At 40.9% G+C, this 16514-nt stretch carries 18 protein-coding genes; 16 read left to right on the forward strand and 2 right to left on the reverse strand.

Annotation, left to right across the window (positions count from 1 at the left end; genetic code table 11):
• The coding region (locus C1E99_RS09790; protein WP_105206448.1) for an ISL3 family transposase at nucleotides 1-980 on the reverse strand (980 nt) is incomplete at its 3' end.
• A gap of 203 nt (nucleotides 981-1183) precedes the next feature.
• On the opposite strand from C1E99_RS09790, the gene C1E99_RS09795 reads away from it, so the two are divergent.
• The 9 genes from C1E99_RS09795 (at nucleotide 1184) to C1E99_RS09835 (ending at nucleotide 8168) form a co-directional block, all read left to right on the forward strand.
• Complete coding sequence (locus tag C1E99_RS09795) at nucleotides 1184-1540, forward strand: hypothetical protein (RefSeq protein WP_153060186.1); 357 nt, start codon at nucleotides 1184-1186, stop codon at nucleotides 1538-1540.
• Between the two features lie 63 nt (nucleotides 1541-1603).
• Entirely contained in the window at nucleotides 1604-1873 is a 270-nt protein-coding gene (locus C1E99_RS09800; RefSeq protein WP_105107114.1) for a hypothetical protein, read from the forward strand.
• A gap of 189 nt (nucleotides 1874-2062) precedes the next feature.
• Nucleotides 2063-2824, forward strand: a complete 762-nt coding sequence (locus tag C1E99_RS09805) for a class I SAM-dependent methyltransferase (RefSeq protein ID WP_105207436.1) — start codon at nucleotides 2063-2065, stop codon at nucleotides 2822-2824.
• Complete coding sequence (pcp, locus tag C1E99_RS09810; protein ID WP_105107115.1) at nucleotides 2821-3468, forward strand: pyroglutamyl-peptidase I; 648 nt, start codon at nucleotides 2821-2823, stop codon at nucleotides 3466-3468. The genes C1E99_RS09805 and pcp overlap by 4 nt, the downstream gene beginning before the upstream one ends.
• Nucleotides 3468-3776: a DUF4298 domain-containing protein gene (locus tag C1E99_RS09815; protein WP_105207430.1), complete on the forward strand. Its 309-nt coding sequence runs from the start codon at nucleotides 3468-3470 to the stop codon at nucleotides 3774-3776. The genes pcp and C1E99_RS09815 overlap by 1 nt, the downstream gene beginning before the upstream one ends.
• A 265-nt stretch (nucleotides 3777-4041) precedes the next feature.
• Nucleotides 4042-4314: a 30S ribosomal protein S16 gene (gene rpsP, locus C1E99_RS09820; protein ID WP_029180157.1), complete on the forward strand. Its 273-nt coding sequence runs from the start codon at nucleotides 4042-4044 to the stop codon at nucleotides 4312-4314.
• Between the two features lie 21 nt (nucleotides 4315-4335).
• On the forward strand, nucleotides 4336-4578 hold the full coding sequence (locus C1E99_RS09825; protein WP_105145478.1) for a KH domain-containing protein: 243 nt from the start codon (nucleotides 4336-4338) through the stop codon (nucleotides 4576-4578).
• 75 nt (nucleotides 4579-4653) lie between these two features.
• Nucleotides 4654-6390: an ABC transporter ATP-binding protein gene (locus C1E99_RS09830; protein ID WP_105207431.1), complete on the forward strand. Its 1737-nt coding sequence runs from the start codon at nucleotides 4654-4656 to the stop codon at nucleotides 6388-6390.
• An 8-nt stretch (nucleotides 6391-6398) separates the two neighbouring features.
• Nucleotides 6399-8168, forward strand: coding sequence for an ABC transporter ATP-binding protein (locus tag C1E99_RS09835; RefSeq protein ID WP_105207432.1), 1770 nt, complete (start codon nucleotides 6399-6401; stop codon nucleotides 8166-8168).
• 59 nt (nucleotides 8169-8227) lie between these two features.
• Here C1E99_RS09835 and C1E99_RS09840 read toward each other — a convergent pair whose 3' ends face one another.
• Complete coding sequence (locus C1E99_RS09840) at nucleotides 8228-9166, reverse strand: polysaccharide deacetylase family protein (RefSeq protein ID WP_105207433.1); 939 nt, start codon at nucleotides 9164-9166, stop codon at nucleotides 8228-8230.
• Between the two features lie 105 nt (nucleotides 9167-9271).
• Here C1E99_RS09840 and C1E99_RS09845 point away from each other — a divergent pair, with 105 nt between their 5' ends.
• The 7 genes from C1E99_RS09845 to C1E99_RS09875 all read left to right on the forward strand — a co-directional run bounded on the left by C1E99_RS09845 (nucleotide 9272) and on the right by C1E99_RS09875 (nucleotide 16277).
• A complete protein-coding gene (locus C1E99_RS09845) occupies nucleotides 9272-10558 on the forward strand; it encodes a homoserine dehydrogenase (RefSeq protein ID WP_105207434.1) in 1287 nt (428 codons plus the stop codon).
• A gap of 3 nt (nucleotides 10559-10561) precedes the next feature.
• The gene (gene thrB, locus C1E99_RS09850; protein ID WP_105207435.1) at nucleotides 10562-11422 is read left to right on the forward strand and encodes a homoserine kinase; all 861 of its coding nucleotides are present in this window, start codon (nucleotides 10562-10564) and stop codon (nucleotides 11420-11422) included.
• A 129-nt stretch (nucleotides 11423-11551) separates the two neighbouring features.
• Nucleotides 11552-12460 (forward strand): UDP-N-acetylmuramate dehydrogenase, encoded by a 909-nt coding sequence (gene murB, locus C1E99_RS09855; RefSeq protein WP_105107122.1) that lies wholly within the window; start codon nucleotides 11552-11554, stop codon nucleotides 12458-12460.
• Nucleotides 12461-12498: 38 nt separating this feature from the next.
• Entirely contained in the window at nucleotides 12499-13653 is a 1155-nt protein-coding gene (locus tag C1E99_RS09860; RefSeq protein ID WP_024384228.1) for an ABC transporter ATP-binding protein, read from the forward strand.
• A complete protein-coding gene (locus C1E99_RS09865) occupies nucleotides 13637-14437 on the forward strand; it encodes an ABC transporter permease (protein WP_105107123.1) in 801 nt (266 codons plus the stop codon). Before C1E99_RS09860 ends, C1E99_RS09865 begins: the two co-directional genes overlap by 17 nt.
• Nucleotides 14437-15207: an ABC transporter permease gene (locus C1E99_RS09870; protein ID WP_105107124.1), complete on the forward strand. Its 771-nt coding sequence runs from the start codon at nucleotides 14437-14439 to the stop codon at nucleotides 15205-15207. Before C1E99_RS09865 ends, C1E99_RS09870 begins: the two co-directional genes overlap by 1 nt.
• Nucleotides 15207-16277 carry an ABC transporter substrate-binding protein gene (locus tag C1E99_RS09875; protein ID WP_105107125.1) on the forward strand — a complete coding sequence of 357 codons (1071 nt, stop codon included), beginning with the start codon at nucleotides 15207-15209 and terminating at the stop codon, nucleotides 16275-16277. Before C1E99_RS09870 ends, C1E99_RS09875 begins: the two co-directional genes overlap by 1 nt.
• Nucleotides 16278-16514 lie beyond the last annotated feature (237 nt).

A 16514-nucleotide genomic window follows, 5' to 3' on the forward strand; every position in this document is an offset into this window, starting at 1 on the left:
TTTTTCTCTTGGAAATGGAATAAGAGAAGTTGATAGAGTTCATAGTGCTGTCGTAGTTCCTCGGAGAAAGACAGGAGTTTTTCCAGTATTTCCTTGTTAGTCAAGTGCATTCGGAACATAGGGCGATAAAATCGTTTATCGCTGATTTTACGGCTATCTTGTTGTATCAATTTCCAGTAGCGTTTCAAGGCTCGGTATTCCTGCGATGTTCTGTCGAATTGATTCATAATTTGAATACGGATACGGTTCATAGCACGACTAAGGTGTTGAACAATATGAAAGCGGTCGAGTACAATTTTTGCATTGGGAAATAGCTGTCTAGCCAATTTGTAGTATGGACTAAACATATCCATGGTAATGACTTTGACCCGATTTCTAACCTTTCTAGGATAGCGTAGAAAGTGGTTTCGGATGGTTGCTTGAGTTCTTCCGTCCAGAATGGCGATGACATTTAGGGAGTCGAAATCTTGAGCGATAAAGCTCATTTTCCCTTTTTTGAAGGCATACTCGTCCCAGCTCATCACCTCAGGTAAGGCATTCCAATCTGTTTCAAACTTGAACTCATTGAGTTTTCTCATAACTGATGATGTTGAGATAGATAGCCTGTGTGCAATATGTTTCATTGCTTGATTTTCGATGAGTAATTGAGCAATCTTCTGGTTAACAGCGACAGAGATTTGGTGGTTCTTCTTGACAAGAGGAGTTTCAGCGACCGCTATTTTTCCGCATTCTTTACACTTGAAGCGACGCTTTCTAAGGCGGATAAGTAGCGGGTAACCAGCAGTTTCTAGGTAGGGGATTTTAGAGGCTTTCTGGAAGTCGTATTTAGCCATTTGTCCCTTGCATTTTGAGCATTTAGGGGCTGTGTAATCCAAGTGACCGTGGAGTTCTAAGTGAGTTCCTAGGTCATATTCATTAGAGATAGTGATATTTTTGTCTTTAATTCTGAGAAGATTTGTGATAAGATTTAGTTGTTCCATATGAACCCTTTCTAATGTGAGTTTCGTCGCTTTTCATTATAGGTCATATGGGACTTTTTTTCTATACTCAAAAAGGCTCCGTAATCTCCACGGTGGTCTTACCCACTACAGAAATTATAGAGCCTTTATAAGTCGTTTGCTCATTAATTTTAATTGATTTTATAGGAAATTGGAGTATAATGAGTGCAAAGAGGTGTAAGGATATGATTGATGAAGCTTCTAAAAAGAAATTAGCAAAGACATATAGAATATTCTGTCTATTATGTCTGATGTGGATTCCGTACTTTTGGTTCTTACATTATTGGATAACTCATGATTGGACTATCCCTCTCCAAGTATTTGCGATGTGTTTTATTGTAACAGCAGTTTTTCAACCTTTGTTCTGGTATATTATGCTAGGTATGTTTCTCTGGGTTTTTACAGGGATATATTCTGATGAGTATTCTATTTTATTAGGGAATGTGCCGACATTTCTCAATAAAGATAAAGAAAATGATTCTCCAAAAAAGTCAAAGAGTTCAATTCCTTTATTGTTATTTTACTGGACACTTTTTAAATAAAAGAGAGTGGTTAATGATTTCATTCTGAAATGCAGTATAATGAGAGTTGAGAGGTGAGAGACTATGAACCTAGAAAAGGAAAAAGCATATGAACGTAATGTTAAAATTTTCTTTGTTTTGTGCTTTCTTTGGATTCCATACATTGGTTTCTTTATTTATTGGATAATTGTAGATGTAGATTACAGCTTGCTTACTCAAATGATTTTAACAGCTCTTGTTCTTCCTGCGTTTTTTCAACCTTTTTTCTGGTATATGATGTTAGGGTGCATTCTTGCAAGTCTTACTTGGATGTACGCGGATAAGTTGAATGCAGCGGATGAGTGGGATGCATAGGTTAATCCAAGCCTTAGAAATGGTTCGATTTTGTCTCAGAGTTTTAGTTTATTCCGACACCTATTTCAGGTGTTTTTTTGCTCAAAACTTTGAAAGGAGAAGCTATGGCTACACCTTTAGTTACGAAGAAGTGTCTTTGTAATGTTTATCATTTCTTTCAGAACGGTATATTTTGCTATAATAGTTACTATGAAAGTAATCGTTACAACAAGTTTGGGTATGGATGAGCACTTGGTCCTAAAGGCAAATAATCTGGCGGAAGAGTTAGGGCTTGCCTACTGTGACCGACGGAAGCAAGCTGTCAAGGTCTTTCTAAAGCAAGCGGATGCAGTCTTGGTGGTCTACAAGGATCGATTGGTCATTGAACAAAATGAAGGGCAAAAACTCTTTTTCCACCCCGATACCGCTATGTTGCGTATCAAGTCTGGACGAGATCCACTTTTGGAGTTAGTGGGGGAGGGTAGGCAAACAATTCTAGACTGCACTATGGGCCTAGCTTCGGATAGTATTGTGCTAGCTAGTGCTGGTCATCAGGTGACAGCTTTGGAGAGTTCTCAGCTCATTCATTTTATCGTCAGTAAGGGCTTAAAAGAGTTTGATAGTGGGAAATCAGAGGTCAATCAAGCTATGCGATCTATCCAGACTATTTGGACAGATAGTTTGACATATTTGAAAGAACAGGCGGATCAATCTGTTGATGTTATTTACCTTGACCCCATGTTTTCGCAAGAGATTACGGAGTCTGACAATCTTGATGGGCTAAAACCCTTTGCTGATTTCACAGCCCTATCTGAAGAATTTTTGAGCGAATGCAAGCGCGTGGCCAGAAAGAAAATCATTATTAAGGCTCATTTTAGAGATAAAGTATTTGAAGAATTTGGCTTTATTCGCCATATCCGTCCCAATCAAAAATTTCACTATGGAGAAATCATTTTGGAGGAGTTAATATGAAAATCATAGTAACAGGTTTTGATCCATTTGGTGGCGAGGCTATCAATCCAGCCTTGGAAACCATTAAATCTCTGCCCAAGACCATTGCAGGTGCGGAGATGATTATTGTCGAAGTTCCGACGGTTTTTGACAAGGCAGCTCGTGTTTTGGAAGAAAAAATGGCAGAACATGAACCTGATGCAGTGCTCTGCATTGGTCAAGCAGGGGGACGGGCAGATCTGACACCTGAGCGAGTGGCCATTAACCAAGATGACGCTCGGATTCCTGACAATGAAGGCCAGCAACCGATTGACCGGACCATTCGTCCAGATGGACCACCGGCCTATTTCTCCACCCTGCCTATCAAGGCCATGGTAGAAGCCATTCGTTCTGCGGGCATTCCAGCCTCTGTTTCCAATACTGCTGGCACTTTTGTCTGCAACCATCTCATGTATCAGGCACTTTACTTGGCGGAGAAACAATTTCCAAAAACCAAGGCAGGTTTTCTGCATATTCCTTATCTTCCAGAGCAGGTCGTGGACAAGCCTGGCCTGCCGTCCATGTCCCTCGAAACCATTGTCAAAGGGATTGAAGCAGCCATCACTGCCCTCGTAGCCTATGCGGACAAGGAGGACATCAAGACTGTAGGAGGGGCGACGCATTGATGAACGGAAAATGGCAGAGCAGCCAACGTGTTGAGCAGATGGAAAGCATATTTAATCGTCAACTCCAGCTCGCTTCAGACATACGGGCTCTCCTCCAACAAGTTGAAACCAGCCAATCGGCTTATCTAGATTTGCTAGAGTATTATCAGAGCCCGACCTTCTTAGAAGATATGGATTTGGCTGATAGGGGGGAATTTAAAAATCTTCCCTGCGGTGTCTTGAGTGAGGATGGCGTCTATAATCTGCTTGTAGATAGAAAAGAATTGGCGACTAAGCTAAGAGAATGTGCAGACCTACTGGATGTGTAAGAGTGGGGAAGAAATGGCAAATAGGATTGAGGAAGTCTTAACTTAGTCTGAGACTAAATTCTATTGATTTTATGTAGTTTTCTCAGAGTAACTTTTGGAAGGGCGGGAACTAGAACTTACTTTGAGAATTTTGGATTGAAAAAATATTTATCCTGTGTCAAGTTTTTTTCTTGACAGCTGGTCAAAGTGTGTTATAATAGAACATGTGCTAAATAGCTCTGCTATTTCACCGAATAAAAATATAAAGAAAAGAGAACATTTAAAAATGGCAGTTAAAATCCGTTTGACTCGTATGGGTTCTAAAAAGAAACCTTTCTACCGTATTAACGTTGCAGACTCACGTGCACCACGTGATGGTCGTTTCATCGAAACAGTTGGTACTTACAACCCACTTTTGGCTGAAAACTCAGTAACTCTTAAAGAAGAGCGTGTACTTGAGTGGTTGGCAAAAGGTGCACAACCTTCTGATACAGTTCGTAGCCTTCTTTCAAACGCTGGCGTGATGAAGAAATTCCACGAGCAAAAATTCTCTAAATAAGAACAGTAAGCGAGAACACTTATGGACATGATTGAAAATCTCATTATTGCGATTGTGAAACCTTTGATTTCACATCCTGATAGCTTGACAATTAAAATTGTTGATACACCGGAATTTTTAGAATATCATTTGGATTTGGATAAATCTGATATTGGCCGTATCATTGGGAAAAAAGGACGCACAATTTCTGCAATCAGAACGATTGTTTACTCTGTTCCAACAAGTGATAAAAAAGTTCGTTTAGTGATCGACGAGAAAGAATAGAAAGTCACCATTTGGTGGCTTTTAACTTTACAGAAGGGGTTATGCCCTTTTTTAACATATAGAAAGGGAGATAAGATGAATCTGATTTGGACCTATTTGAAAAAATATCCTAAGTGGATTGCCTTGGACTTGTTGGGGGCCATCTTATTTGTAGTAGTAAACTTAGGGTTACCGACATTTTTGGCGAGAATGATTGACCAAGGAATTACAAAAAATGATGTTGGTCAGCTCTATTATTGGGCGGGAATGATGGGCTTGATTGTCTTGCTTGGTATAGTTGGAAGAATAACGCTTGCCTATGCGGCTGGTCAGTTGACAACCAACATTGTAAAAGATATTCGAAATGATTTGTACGAGAAAATTCAGGACTATTCACACCATGAATATGAACAGATTGGTGTTTCTTCACTGGTTGCCCGTATGACAAATGATGCTTTTGTTCTCATGCAATTCTCTGAAATGGTGTTGAAATTAGGTATTATTACACCCTTGATGATGATTGCTTCTGTCATTATGACCTTGGTAACCAGTCCGAGTCTAGCTTGGACAGTCGCAGTAGCCATGCCGTTTCTTGTTATCGTTATTTTCTATGTAGCAACCAAAACCCGCCCTCTATCAGAAAAACAACAGAAACGTTTGGATACCATTAACCAATATGTTCGTGAAAATCTCATGGGCTTACGTGTCATTCGGGCATTTACGCGGGAAGAATTTCAGGAAGAGCGTTTTGCGACAGTCAATGAAGAATATACTGAAACATCTAAAAAACTTTTTAACCTGACTGGTCTGACAGAGCCTCTTTTTGTGCAGATTATCATTGCCATGATTGTGGCCATTGTCTGGTTCGCTTTGGATCCCTTGAAAACAGGCAGTCTGCAAATCGGTGATTTGGTAGCCTTTATCGAATATAGTTTCCACGCGCTTTTCTCATTCTTGCTCTTTGCCAACTTGTTTAACATGTATCCACGTATGTCGGTATCGAGCCAACGGATTCAGGAAGTCTTGGATATGCCCATTTCCATTTCTAAGAATGAAGATGGGATTACAGAAACAGATACTCGTGGTTATTTGGAATTTGAAAATGTAACTTTTGCCTATCCAGGTGAAACGGAATCACCTGTTCTCCACAATATTTCATTTAAGGCTAAGCCTGGGGAAACCATTGCCTTTATTGGTTCAACAGGTTCTGGTAAGTCATCTTTGGTACATTTGATTCCGCGTTTCTATGATGTGACACTTGGTCGTATCTTGGTGGACGGTGTGGATGTCAGACGCTACAATCTAAAGGCACTTCGTAGCAAGATTGGCTTTATTCCGCAGAAAGCTCTGCTATTTACCGGAACAATCGCAGAAAACCTCAAGTACGGTAAGATGGATGCTAGTCTTGCTGAACTTCATGATGCGACGGATGTTGCTCAGGCTAAGGAGTTTATCGAGAGTAAGGAAGAAAAATTCGACACCCATCTAGCAGAAGGCGGAAGCAACCTGTCAGGCGGGCAAAAACAACGTTTGTCCATTGCGCGTGCCATTGTCAAACAGCCGGATATCTATATCTTTGATGATTCTTTCTCAGCCTTGGATTATAAGACGGATGCGATTTTGAGAAGTCGTTTGAAGGAAGTGACAGAAAATGCGACGGTGCTGATTGTTGCCCAACGTGTCGGAACCATTATGGATGCTGACCAGATTATCGTGCTGAACGAAGGTGAAATTGTCGGTCGAGGCACCCACAATGAATTGATGGAAAGTAATGAGATTTATCGTGAAATTGCCAACTCTCAACTTAACCGTCAATCGCTAACAGAAGAATAGGAGGAATTATGAAGAATAGATCAGTATTTACCCGTGTTTGGGAATATTTGAGTCGTTACAAATCTTCTGTATTTTTAGCTGTTTTTCTAAAGACCATCAGTGCAGTTATGAATGCCTTGGAGCCCTTTGTACTGGGACTTATCATCACAGAATTGACCAAGAATCTGTTAGACATGGCAAATGGAGTAGAAGGAGCGCAGATTAACTATTCCTACATTGCCATCATGCTTGCTATCTATGCCCTGCGCGCTCTGATGTATGAAATCGGTGCCTATGGTTCTAACTATTTTATGACCAAGGCAGTGCAGGGGGCGACCAAGGAACTACGTCAGGACTTGAGCCACAAGATTAACAAGATTCCTGTTTCTTATTTTGACAAGCACCAATATGGTGATTTACTGGGTCGTTTTACAAGCGATGTGGAAACTGTTTCAAACGCTCTGCAACAAAGTTTCCTCCAGCTAGTCAATGCTGTTCTGACTCTTTCTCTAGCCATTTTCATGTGTTTCTGGTTGGATGTATCCCTAGCACTTGTAGTCGTAACCTTGGTTCCAGTGACCTATTTTGGTTCCAAGTTTGTCATGGGCAAATCCCAGCCTTATTTTAAACAGCAGGCTGATGCGCTGGGGCGTTTGAACGGTTTTGTCCAAGAAAATCTGACAGGTTTTAACGTTCTCAAACTCTACGGTCGTGAAGAAATTTCTACAGAAGAATTTCGCCAGATTACCGCAGATTTGCAGGAAGTTGGTTTCAAGGCTAGTTTCATGTCAGGATTGCTCATGCCCCTGGTACACGGTTTGTCAAACATTGCCTATGTCGTCGTAGCCTTGCTGTCTGGTCTGAAAGTCCTTGCAGGTACATTGACGGTGGGTAATATGCAGGCCTTCGTCCAATACGTATGGCAGATTTCTCAGCCAGTCCAAACCTTGACCCAGTTGGCACCCCAGTTGCAGTCTGCTAAATCTTCCCTTGAACGCATCTTTTCAGTCTTAGATGAGCTTGACGAAGAAGACGCCAATGCGCTAGAGTTGACAGCTAGTCTGACCGGACAAGTCAGCTTTGAACAGGTCGAATTTGGCTATTCAGAAGACAAGCCACTTATTCGTAACTTTAATCTTGATGTTCAGCCAGGTGAAATGGTGGCTATCGTTGGACCAACAGGGGCTGGTAAGACAACCCTCATCAACCTGCTCATGCGTTTCTATGATGTGACATCAGGTGCTATCAAGGTGGATGGTCAGGATATACGGAATATTTCTCGTCAATCTTACCGTAGTCAATTTGGTATGGTCTTGCAGGATGCTTGGCTCTATGAAGGGACCATCAAGGAAAACCTGCGTTTTGGACGTCTGGATGCGACGGATGAAGAAATTGTGGAGGCAGCCAAAGCCGCCAACGTTGACCACTTTATCCGTACCCTGCCTGGTGGTTACAACATGGAAATGAACCAGGAATCCAGCAATATTTCCCAAGGTCAGAAACAGCTCTTGACTATTGCGCGTGCCTTGTTGGCGGATCCTGCCATTCTGATTCTTGACGAAGCGACTTCTTCAGTTGATACCCGTTTGGAACTCTTGATTCAAAAGGCCATGAAGCGATTGATGAAAGGGCGGACCAGTTTTGTCATCGCCCACCGTTTATCAACCATTCAGGAAGCTGATAAGATTTTGGTCTTGAAAGATGGGCAGATTATTGAACAAGGTAACCATGAAAGTCTTTTGGCTGATAAAGGTTTCTATTATAATCTCTATCAAAGCCAGTTTAGTGAATCTAAATAAAAAACGAACTCCCTTGTCTGTGAAGACAGGGAGTTTTCTCATATACAAGTTTGTGAAAATTAATAGGAAATTTCGGACAATAGTCCCTCAGCAGTAGTTGTTGGGAGGATGCGGACACGATTGAGGGTTAGCAGGCCATCACTAGCAGAAGCCAAGCCGTTGTTGGTAGTCACACCAAGTTTATAGCCAGTTTGTTCTGTCAAGGCCACGGTGTCGGCTGAATAGCGACCACCAGGATAGGCAATGGCGATGGTTTCTTGTTGCAACTGACTATCTAGATAAGCCTTTGACGAGGTCAATTCTGCCACTTGCGTTTCGATGCTACTATATTCTAAGTCTGGATGGTTGACAGTATGACCTTGGAAAGAAAGGCCAACTGTCTGCATTTCCTTGATTTGCTCGATGGTCAGATGACCAGCCTGTCCATATTCAGTAAAGCCTGTAATGACATTATTGGTGGCTTTCATATTATATTGCTTGAGCAGTGGGTAGGCGTGGCTGTAGAAATCCCAGAGGCTATCATCAAAAGTTAGCCAGACAACCTTTTTACCAGCAGGTAGAACATTTTCAGTTAGGACCTTATAGGCCTCTTCAGGTGAAAGTGTGTAATAGCCCGCGTCCTGTAAGGCTTTTAAATGACTTTCAAAGGTCGCAGGGTCAACAATCAAATTTGCATTTGCAGCTTCCTCAGGAGCCATGACATGTATCGCATGGTACATAAGGATAGGTAGTTTGACTGGTTCAGCCTGTACTTCCCAAGAAATAGCAGTTGAGCTAGAAGTGTTGGATGTTGTAGTAGCTGTAGTTTCTTTTATCTGCGTGCTGGAGGAATAAGTGCTAGCTTGTTTTACAGTCATTTGTTGTGTGACTTGAAAGATGAGGAAGCCGAGTAGGGCAAACAAAACAATTAGGGGAAGTAGGTCTAAGAATCGCTCAATTCTAGTTCTTCTTTTTCGTTTTTGTTTTCTACTTAGAGTAGTCAGTTTGGAATGTTTCATGAGAGATTCTCCCTATAAATATGTATATAACGATTATACCAAATTTTTTGCCAAATTGTTGGACTATCTGATATAATAGGAGAAATACTTTTTAAAGGAGATCACATGGTAGTTAAGATTGGATTACTTGGTTTTGGTACAGTAGCGAGTGGTGTACCATTTTTATTGTCAGAGAATACAGAAAAAATTGAGAAAGCTGCTCAGGACAGTATCGAGGTTACAAAAGTTCTTGTCAAAGATGATGCAGAGAAAGAACGTTTGTTAGCTGCGGGCCATAACTACAATTTTGTGACAAATATCGATGACATTTTGGCTGATGATGAAATTGTAATTGTCGTTGAATTGATGGGACGTATCGAACCAGCTAAAACCTTCATCACACGCGCCTTGGAAGCAGGTAAGCATATTGTTACTGCTAACAAGGATTTACTAGCGGTTCATGGTAGCGAATTACGTGCCTTGGCTGAAGAAAAGGGACTCGCGCTTTACTATGAGGCTGCAGTAGCAGGTGGTATCCCAATCTTGCGTACCTTGGTTAACTCTTTGGCAGCAGATAAAGTTACTCGAGTTCTTGGTGTCTTGAATGGTACGTCAAACTTTATGTTGACAAAAATGGTTGATGAAGGATGGACCTACGAAAAAGCTCTTCAAACCGCTCAGGAGCTTGGCTATGCAGAATCTGACCCAACAAATGACGTTGAGGGAATTGATGCGGCTTACAAGGCTGTAATCCTCAGTCAATTTGCTTTCGGGATGACAGTTGATTTTGAACACGTAGTACACAAGGGTATCTCAAATATCACGCCAGAGGATGTAGCAGTGGCACAAGAATTGGGCTATGTCATTAAACTTGTGGGAGATATTCAAGAAACTACCTCTGGTATTGCTGCCGAAGTATCTCCAACCTTCCTACCGAAAAATCATCCACTGGCTAGCGTAAATGGTGTGATGAACGCAGTCTTTGTCGAGTCTATCGGAATTGGTCAGTCCATGTACTATGGTCCAGGTGCAGGTCAAAAACCAACTGCAACAAGTGTTATGGCTGACATTATTCGCATTGTCCGTCGTTTGAAAGACCAGACAGTCGGTAAAGCCTTCAATGAATACAGTCGTCCACTTCAACTAGCAACTCCAAGTGATGTCAAGAGCGAATACTATTTCTCAATTGTTGCACCTGATAAGAATGGTAAAATGCTTCGTCTAGCAGAAATTTTTAATTCAGAAGAAATTTCATTCAAGCAAATTCTGCAACAGGCTGCAGATGGAGAAACTGCTCGCTTGGTTATTGTAACTCATGAAATGAGCAAGACCCAATTGGAAAATGTAACAACTAAATTGGCTCAAGAGGCAGACTTTACGGTCTTAAATACATTTAAAGTATTAGGAGAATAAGCAATGAAAATTATTATTCCTGCAACCTCAGCTAATATCGGCCCTGGTTTTGACTCAGTTGGTGTTGCCCTTTCAAAATACTTGACCATTGAAGTTTTAGAGCAGACGGATGAGTGGGTCATCGAACACAATCTTGACCATGTTCCGTCAGATAAGAACAATCTCCTTATCAAAACTGCTTTGAAGGTAGCTAAAAACCTCCAGCCTCATCGAATTAAAATGTTTAGTGATATTCCTTTAGCGCGTGGGTTGGGCTCTTCAAGTTCTGTTATTGTAGCAGGAATTGAGTTGGCTAATCAATTGGCCGGCTTGAATATGACTGCAGATGAAAAATTGCTAAAGGCTACTGAAATTGAAGGGCATCCTGATAATGTAGCGCCAGCGATTTTTGGAAATTTAGTTATCTCTAGCTATGTTAATAAGAAAGTACAGGCAGTTGTAACAGAATTCCCAGATGCAAGTTTTGTGGCCTTCATTCCAAACTACCCACTACGTACGGTTGAAAGCCGAGGTGTACTGCCTTCTCAGATGGGTTACAAGAAAGCAGTGGCTGCTAGTGCAATTGCCAATGTGGCTATCGCAAGTTTGATGGCCGGTGATTTGGAAAAGGCTGGACAAGCTATCCAATCAGATATGTTCCATGAACCATTCCGTCAATTGTTGGTAAAGGAGTTCTGCCCTATTAAGCAAACTGGACAAGAGTTAGGTGCCTATGCAACCTATCTTTCAGGTGCTGGACCAACTGTTATGGTATTGGCTCCAAAAGATAAGGAAGATGCGATTGTTACTGCTCTTGAACAATTGGACTTAGATGGGACAGTTCATCGTCTTCATGTAGATACTAAAGGTATTCAAGTTAATTAATTTCAGCTCTAAACGAGCTGATTTTTCTTGTGTACGGATAGTGTTCGAAAATTATCAAATTATATTCGTTTTTTATATTGATTTTTGGTATAATATGTTCTGTATATTTTAAATTGAAATGAGAAGATGATGAAAGATAAAATTAGGCTTGAATTGGATGGGATTGACATTCGATTCGATGAGCCACTGAAAGAATATACCTATACAAAAGTTGGAGGTGCTGTTGATTATCTAGCATTCCCACGTAATCGCTATGAAATTGTCCGTATTGTCGAGTTTGCTAAGCGTGAAAACATTCCTTGGCAGGTGCTTGGGAATTCTAGCAATATTATTGTACGTGACGGTGGTATTCGTGGTTTTGTGATTCGTATGGATAAGCTCAATTCTGTGACAGTTTCTGGTTATACTATTGAAGCAGAAGCAGGGGCTAACTTGATTGAAACGACAAAAGTTGCTCTCTTCCATTCCTTATCAGGTTTTGAATTTGCTTGTGGGATTCCTGGAAGTATTGGTGGTGCAGTCTATATGAATGCAGGAGCTTATGGTGGGGAAATTGCTCACATTTTAGTTTCTGCTCAAATTTTGACTCCGGCAGGGTATGTGGAAACTCTTGACAACCGCGACTTACGATTTGGTTACCGTTCTTCTATCTTACAAGAAAATGGAGCTATCGTACTGTCTGCTAAATTTGCTCTGAAACCAGGGAATCACATAGTAATCAAGCAGGAAATGGCTCGTTTGACCCATTTGCGTGAGTTGAAACAGCCCTTGGAATACCCATCATGTGGCTCAGTATTTAAGCGTCCACTCGGTCACTTTGCAGGTCAATTGATTATGGAGGCTGGCTTGAAAGGCTATCGAATTGGCGGTGTCGAAGTTTCTGAAAAACACGCTGGATTTATGGTTAATATTGCTAATGGTACAGCAAGTGATTATGAAAATTTGATTGCCCATGTGATTCAAGTCGTTGAAAAATCTTCAGGAATTACACTGGAGAGAGAGGTTCGTATTATCGGTGAACTTGCTGATAAACTCTAGCCATCTGGCTCTGTTTTAAAAGAAGGAATTTATGAGAATTGAAAAAGCCAATTATTGAATTTAAGAACGTTTCAAAAGTATTTGAAGATAGTGGAACAACTGTATTAAAGGATATTAGTTTTGAATTGGAAGAAGGGAAATTTTATACCCTATTAGGAGCTTCTGGTTCAGGTAAATCAACAATTTTGAACATTATTGCTGGTTTATTGGATGCGAGTTCAGGTGATATTTATCTGGATGGTCAACGGATTAACGATGTTCCGACAAATAAGCGGGATGTCCATACGGTTTTCCAGTCCTATGCCCTTTTCCCACATATGACTGTCTTTGAAAATGTGGCTTTTCCTCTTAAATTAAGAAAGGTTGATAAGGCTGAAATTGAACGCCGTGTGACAGAAGCCTTACAAATGGTTCGACTTTCTGGTTATGAAAATCGTTCCATTCAGAAATTGTCTGGTGGTCAACGCCAACGGGTTGCTATTGCCCGCGCCATCATCAACCAGCCTCGCGTTGTCTTGTTAGATGAACCACTTTCTGCTCTGGACTTGAAATTGCGTACAGAAATGCAGTACGAACTGCGTGAGTTGCAACAACGTCTAGGAATTACCTTTGTCTTCGTTACCCATGACCAAGAAGAAGCACTGGCCATGAGTGACTGGATTTTTGTCATGAACGAAGGCGAGATTGTCCAGTCTGGAACGCCAGTGGACATTTACGACGAGCCAATCAACCATTTTGTTGCGACCTTTATTGGTGAATCAAACATTCTTCCAGGTCGAATGATTGAAGACTATCTTGTAGAATTCAACGGCAAACGCTTTGAAGCTGTCGATGGCGGTATGCGACCAAACGAAGAAGTTGAAGTGGTCATCCGTCCCGAAGACTTGCAGATTACCCTTCCAGAAGAAGGCAAATTGCAGGTAAAAGTGGATACCCAGCTCTTCCGAGGAGTTCACTATGAAATCATTGCTTATGATGACCTCGGTAATGAGTGGATGATTCACTCAACCCGTAAGGCCATCGTGGGAGAAGTGATTGGTCTGGATTTTGAACCAGAAGATATTCATATCATGCGTCTCAACGAAACAGAGGAAGAATTTGATGCCCGTATTGAAGAGTATGTGGAAGTGGAAGAAGTAGAAGATGGTTTGATCAACGCCATCGAGGAGGAACGCAATGAAGAAAACCTCTAGGCTTTTTGCAATTCCCTATGCCCTATGGGTCTTTCTCTTTGTACTCGCACCTGTTGCCCTGATTATCTTCAAATCCTTCTTTGATATTCATGGTAATTTCACTCTGGCAAATTATCAAACCTACTTTAATTCGCCCAATATGACCTATCTGCGAATGAGTTTTAACTCCATTTTTTACGCAGGTATTATCACATTGGTCACACTTTTGGTATCCTATCCGACTGCCTATTTCTTGACCAAGCTCAAGCATAAACAGCTTTGGCTCATGTTGATTATCTTACCAACCTGGGTCAATCTTTTGCTGAAAGCCTATGCCTTTATTGGTATTTTTGGTCAACATGGTTCTATCAACCAGTTCTTGGAATTTATTGGTCTTGGTGCCCAACAAATTCTCTTCACGGATTTCTCTTTCATTGCTGTTGCAGCCTATATCGAGATTCCGTTTATGATTTTGCCGATCTTTAATGCCCTAGATGATTTGGATAAAAATCTCATCAATGCTAGTCGTGATTTGGGGGCAACTTCTTGGCAGACCTTTACAAAAGTTATTTTTCCTCTTTCTATGAATGGGGTCCGTTCTGGTGTTCAGGCGGTTTTCATTCCAAGTTTGAGCCTCTTCATGTTGACCCGTTTGATCGGTGGTAACCGAGTAATCACACTTGGTACAGCCATCGAACAACATTTCCTCACTACGCAGAACTGGGGAATGGGTTCAACCATTGGTGTGGTCTTGATTTTGGCTATGCTCTTGATTATGTGGATGACGAAAGAGAGGAAGAAATAATGAAGAAATTTGCAAACATCTACTTAACAGTCGCCTTCCTCTTACTTTATTTGCCCATTTTTTATCTCATTTTCTATGCCTTTAATGAAAGCGGAGATATGAATGGCTTTACAGGATTTACCTTGGAGCATTTTTCATCTATGCTTGGCGATAGCCGACTAATGCTGATTCTGGCTCAAACCTTCTTGTTGGCCTTCTTGAGTTCTTTGATTGCGACCCTTATCGGAACTTTCGGCGCCATCTATATCTATCAGGCAAAACCTCGTTTTCAAAATGCACTCTTGTCTGTCAATAATATCTTAATGGTGGCACCGGACGTCATGATTGGGGCAAGTTTCCTGATTCTCTTTACCATGATTGGTTTCCAGCTTGGCTTTGTCTCAGTATTACTCAGTCATATTGCTTTTTCTATTCCAATAGTAGTCTTAATGGTATTGCCTCGTCTGAAGGAAATGAACGCAGATATGATTTCTGCAGCTTATGATTTGGGAGCAACCCAGCCACAGATGCTGAAAGAAATCATGTTGCCATACTTGACACCAGCAATCATTGCAGGCTACTTCATGGCCTTTACCTATTCCTTAGATGACTTTGCTGTAACCTTCTTTGTTACGGGCAATGGTTACTCAAACCTATCTGTTGAGATTTATTCACGGGCTCGTCAAGGGATTTCCTTGGAAATAAATGCCTTATCAACCCTTGTTTTCCTTTTCTCTATCTTATTGGTAGTGGGTTATTATTTCATCTCACGTGAAAAGGAGGCCAACTAATGAAACGATTGTATTCATTTTTTGTAGGAGTTATAGCTATTGTACTGGTTTTATGGGGTATTAGTTCAAAATTAGAAGCTGATTCAACCCAAGGAACAACGGATAAGTTGGTCATCTACAACTGGGGAGATTACATTGATCCAGAATTACTGGAAGAATTTACGGCTAAAACTGGTATTCAGGTAGATTACCAGACCTTCGATTCCAACGAATCCATGTACACAAAGATTAAGCAGGGTGGAACAACCTATGACCTAGCTGTTCCTTCTGAGTATATGATTTCCAAGATGACAGAAGAAAATATGCTCGTGAAACTAGATAAATCCAAAATTGACGGTTTAGAGAATATTGATCCGCAATTTATGGGTTTGAGCTTTGATAAGAATAATGACTATTCTATTCCATACTTCTGGGGGACCTTGGGCATTGTTTACAATGAAACCATGGTTGAAAACCCACCTCAAGAATGGGAAGATTTGTGGTCAGAGGAGTACCGTGATAATATCATGTTGATCGATGGTGTTCGTGAGGTCATGGGATTTGGCTTACAATCTTTGGGTTACAGCTTGAACTCTAAAAATCCTGCAGAGATTGAAGAAGCTGCTGAACATCTTTACAATTTGACACCAAATGTTAAGGCTATCGTAGCTGACGAAATCAAGGGCTACATGATACAAGATGCGGCAGCTATCGCAGTATCCTTCTCTGGAGAAGCCAGTGAAATGTTGGATGGCAATGAGAATCTACGTTATGTCGTCCCATCAAAAGGTTCAAACCTTTGGTTTGATAATATGGTTATTCCAAAAACAGCTAAGAACATTGACGGTGCCTATGCCTTCATGAGTTTTATGCTTCGTCCTGAAAATGCGCTTCGCAATGCAGAATATGTTGGCTACTCAACGCCAATTCCAGAAGCCAAGGCTATGCTGGATGAAGAAACACAAAATGATGAAGCCTTCTATCCATCTGAAGAAACCATGAAAAACATGGAAGTCTATGACAACCTAGGTCAAGAGATGTTGGGAATGTACAATGACCTTTATCTTCAGTTCAAGATGTATCGAAAGTAATAGCGATTAGATTATATTTAATTCAAATTTATAGTTATATTATAAGAGAGGAATGGAATTTTCTCTCTTTTTTGTTGTAACCATTCATAAATATACTTTAAGTTATAACAATATGTTATAACTGCAGATTGCAGACAAACATCGTTTTGGTGTTTGTCTTTTTTACTGTTTTTAGGGAAAAATAGCTGTTTTGGTGCTTAAACCACCTCATCTGGACAAAATAAAAAGGCCTTCTAG

Source organism: Streptococcus suis (assembly GCF_002964045.1).
Lineage (GTDB): Bacteria > Bacillota > Bacilli > Lactobacillales > Streptococcaceae > Streptococcus > Streptococcus suis_U.

Coding starts and splice junctions, on each gene's coding strand:
- C1E99_RS09800 (WP_105107114.1), top strand. CDS start 1,604: ATGAACCTAGAAAAGGAAAAAGCATATGAACGTAATGTTAAAATTTTC.
- C1E99_RS09815 (WP_105207430.1), top strand. CDS start 3,468: ATGAACGGAAAATGGCAGAGCAGCCAACGTGTTGAGCAGATGGAAAGC.
- C1E99_RS09825 (WP_105145478.1), top strand. CDS start 4,336: ATGGACATGATTGAAAATCTCATTATTGCGATTGTGAAACCTTTGATT.
- C1E99_RS09830 (WP_105207431.1), top strand. CDS start 4,654: ATGAATCTGATTTGGACCTATTTGAAAAAATATCCTAAGTGGATTGCC.
- C1E99_RS09875 (WP_105107125.1), top strand. CDS start 15,207: ATGAAACGATTGTATTCATTTTTTGTAGGAGTTATAGCTATTGTACTG.
- murB (WP_105107122.1), top strand. CDS start 11,552: ATGAAAGATAAAATTAGGCTTGAATTGGATGGGATTGACATTCGATTC.
- pcp (WP_105107115.1), top strand. CDS start 2,821: ATGAAAATCATAGTAACAGGTTTTGATCCATTTGGTGGCGAGGCTATC.
- rpsP (WP_029180157.1), top strand. CDS start 4,042: ATGGCAGTTAAAATCCGTTTGACTCGTATGGGTTCTAAAAAGAAACCT.
- C1E99_RS09870 (WP_105107124.1), top strand. CDS start 14,437: ATGAAGAAATTTGCAAACATCTACTTAACAGTCGCCTTCCTCTTACTT.
- C1E99_RS09805 (WP_105207436.1), top strand. CDS start 2,063: ATGAAAGTAATCGTTACAACAAGTTTGGGTATGGATGAGCACTTGGTC.
- C1E99_RS09845 (WP_105207434.1), top strand. CDS start 9,272: ATGGTAGTTAAGATTGGATTACTTGGTTTTGGTACAGTAGCGAGTGGT.
- C1E99_RS09840 (WP_105207433.1), bottom strand. CDS start 9,166: ATGAAACATTCCAAACTGACTACTCTAAGTAGAAAACAAAAACGAAAA.
- C1E99_RS09865 (WP_105107123.1), top strand. CDS start 13,637: ATGAAGAAAACCTCTAGGCTTTTTGCAATTCCCTATGCCCTATGGGTC.
- thrB (WP_105207435.1), top strand. CDS start 10,562: ATGAAAATTATTATTCCTGCAACCTCAGCTAATATCGGCCCTGGTTTT.
- C1E99_RS09795 (WP_153060186.1), top strand. CDS start 1,184: ATGATTGATGAAGCTTCTAAAAAGAAATTAGCAAAGACATATAGAATA.
- C1E99_RS09835 (WP_105207432.1), top strand. CDS start 6,399: ATGAAGAATAGATCAGTATTTACCCGTGTTTGGGAATATTTGAGTCGT.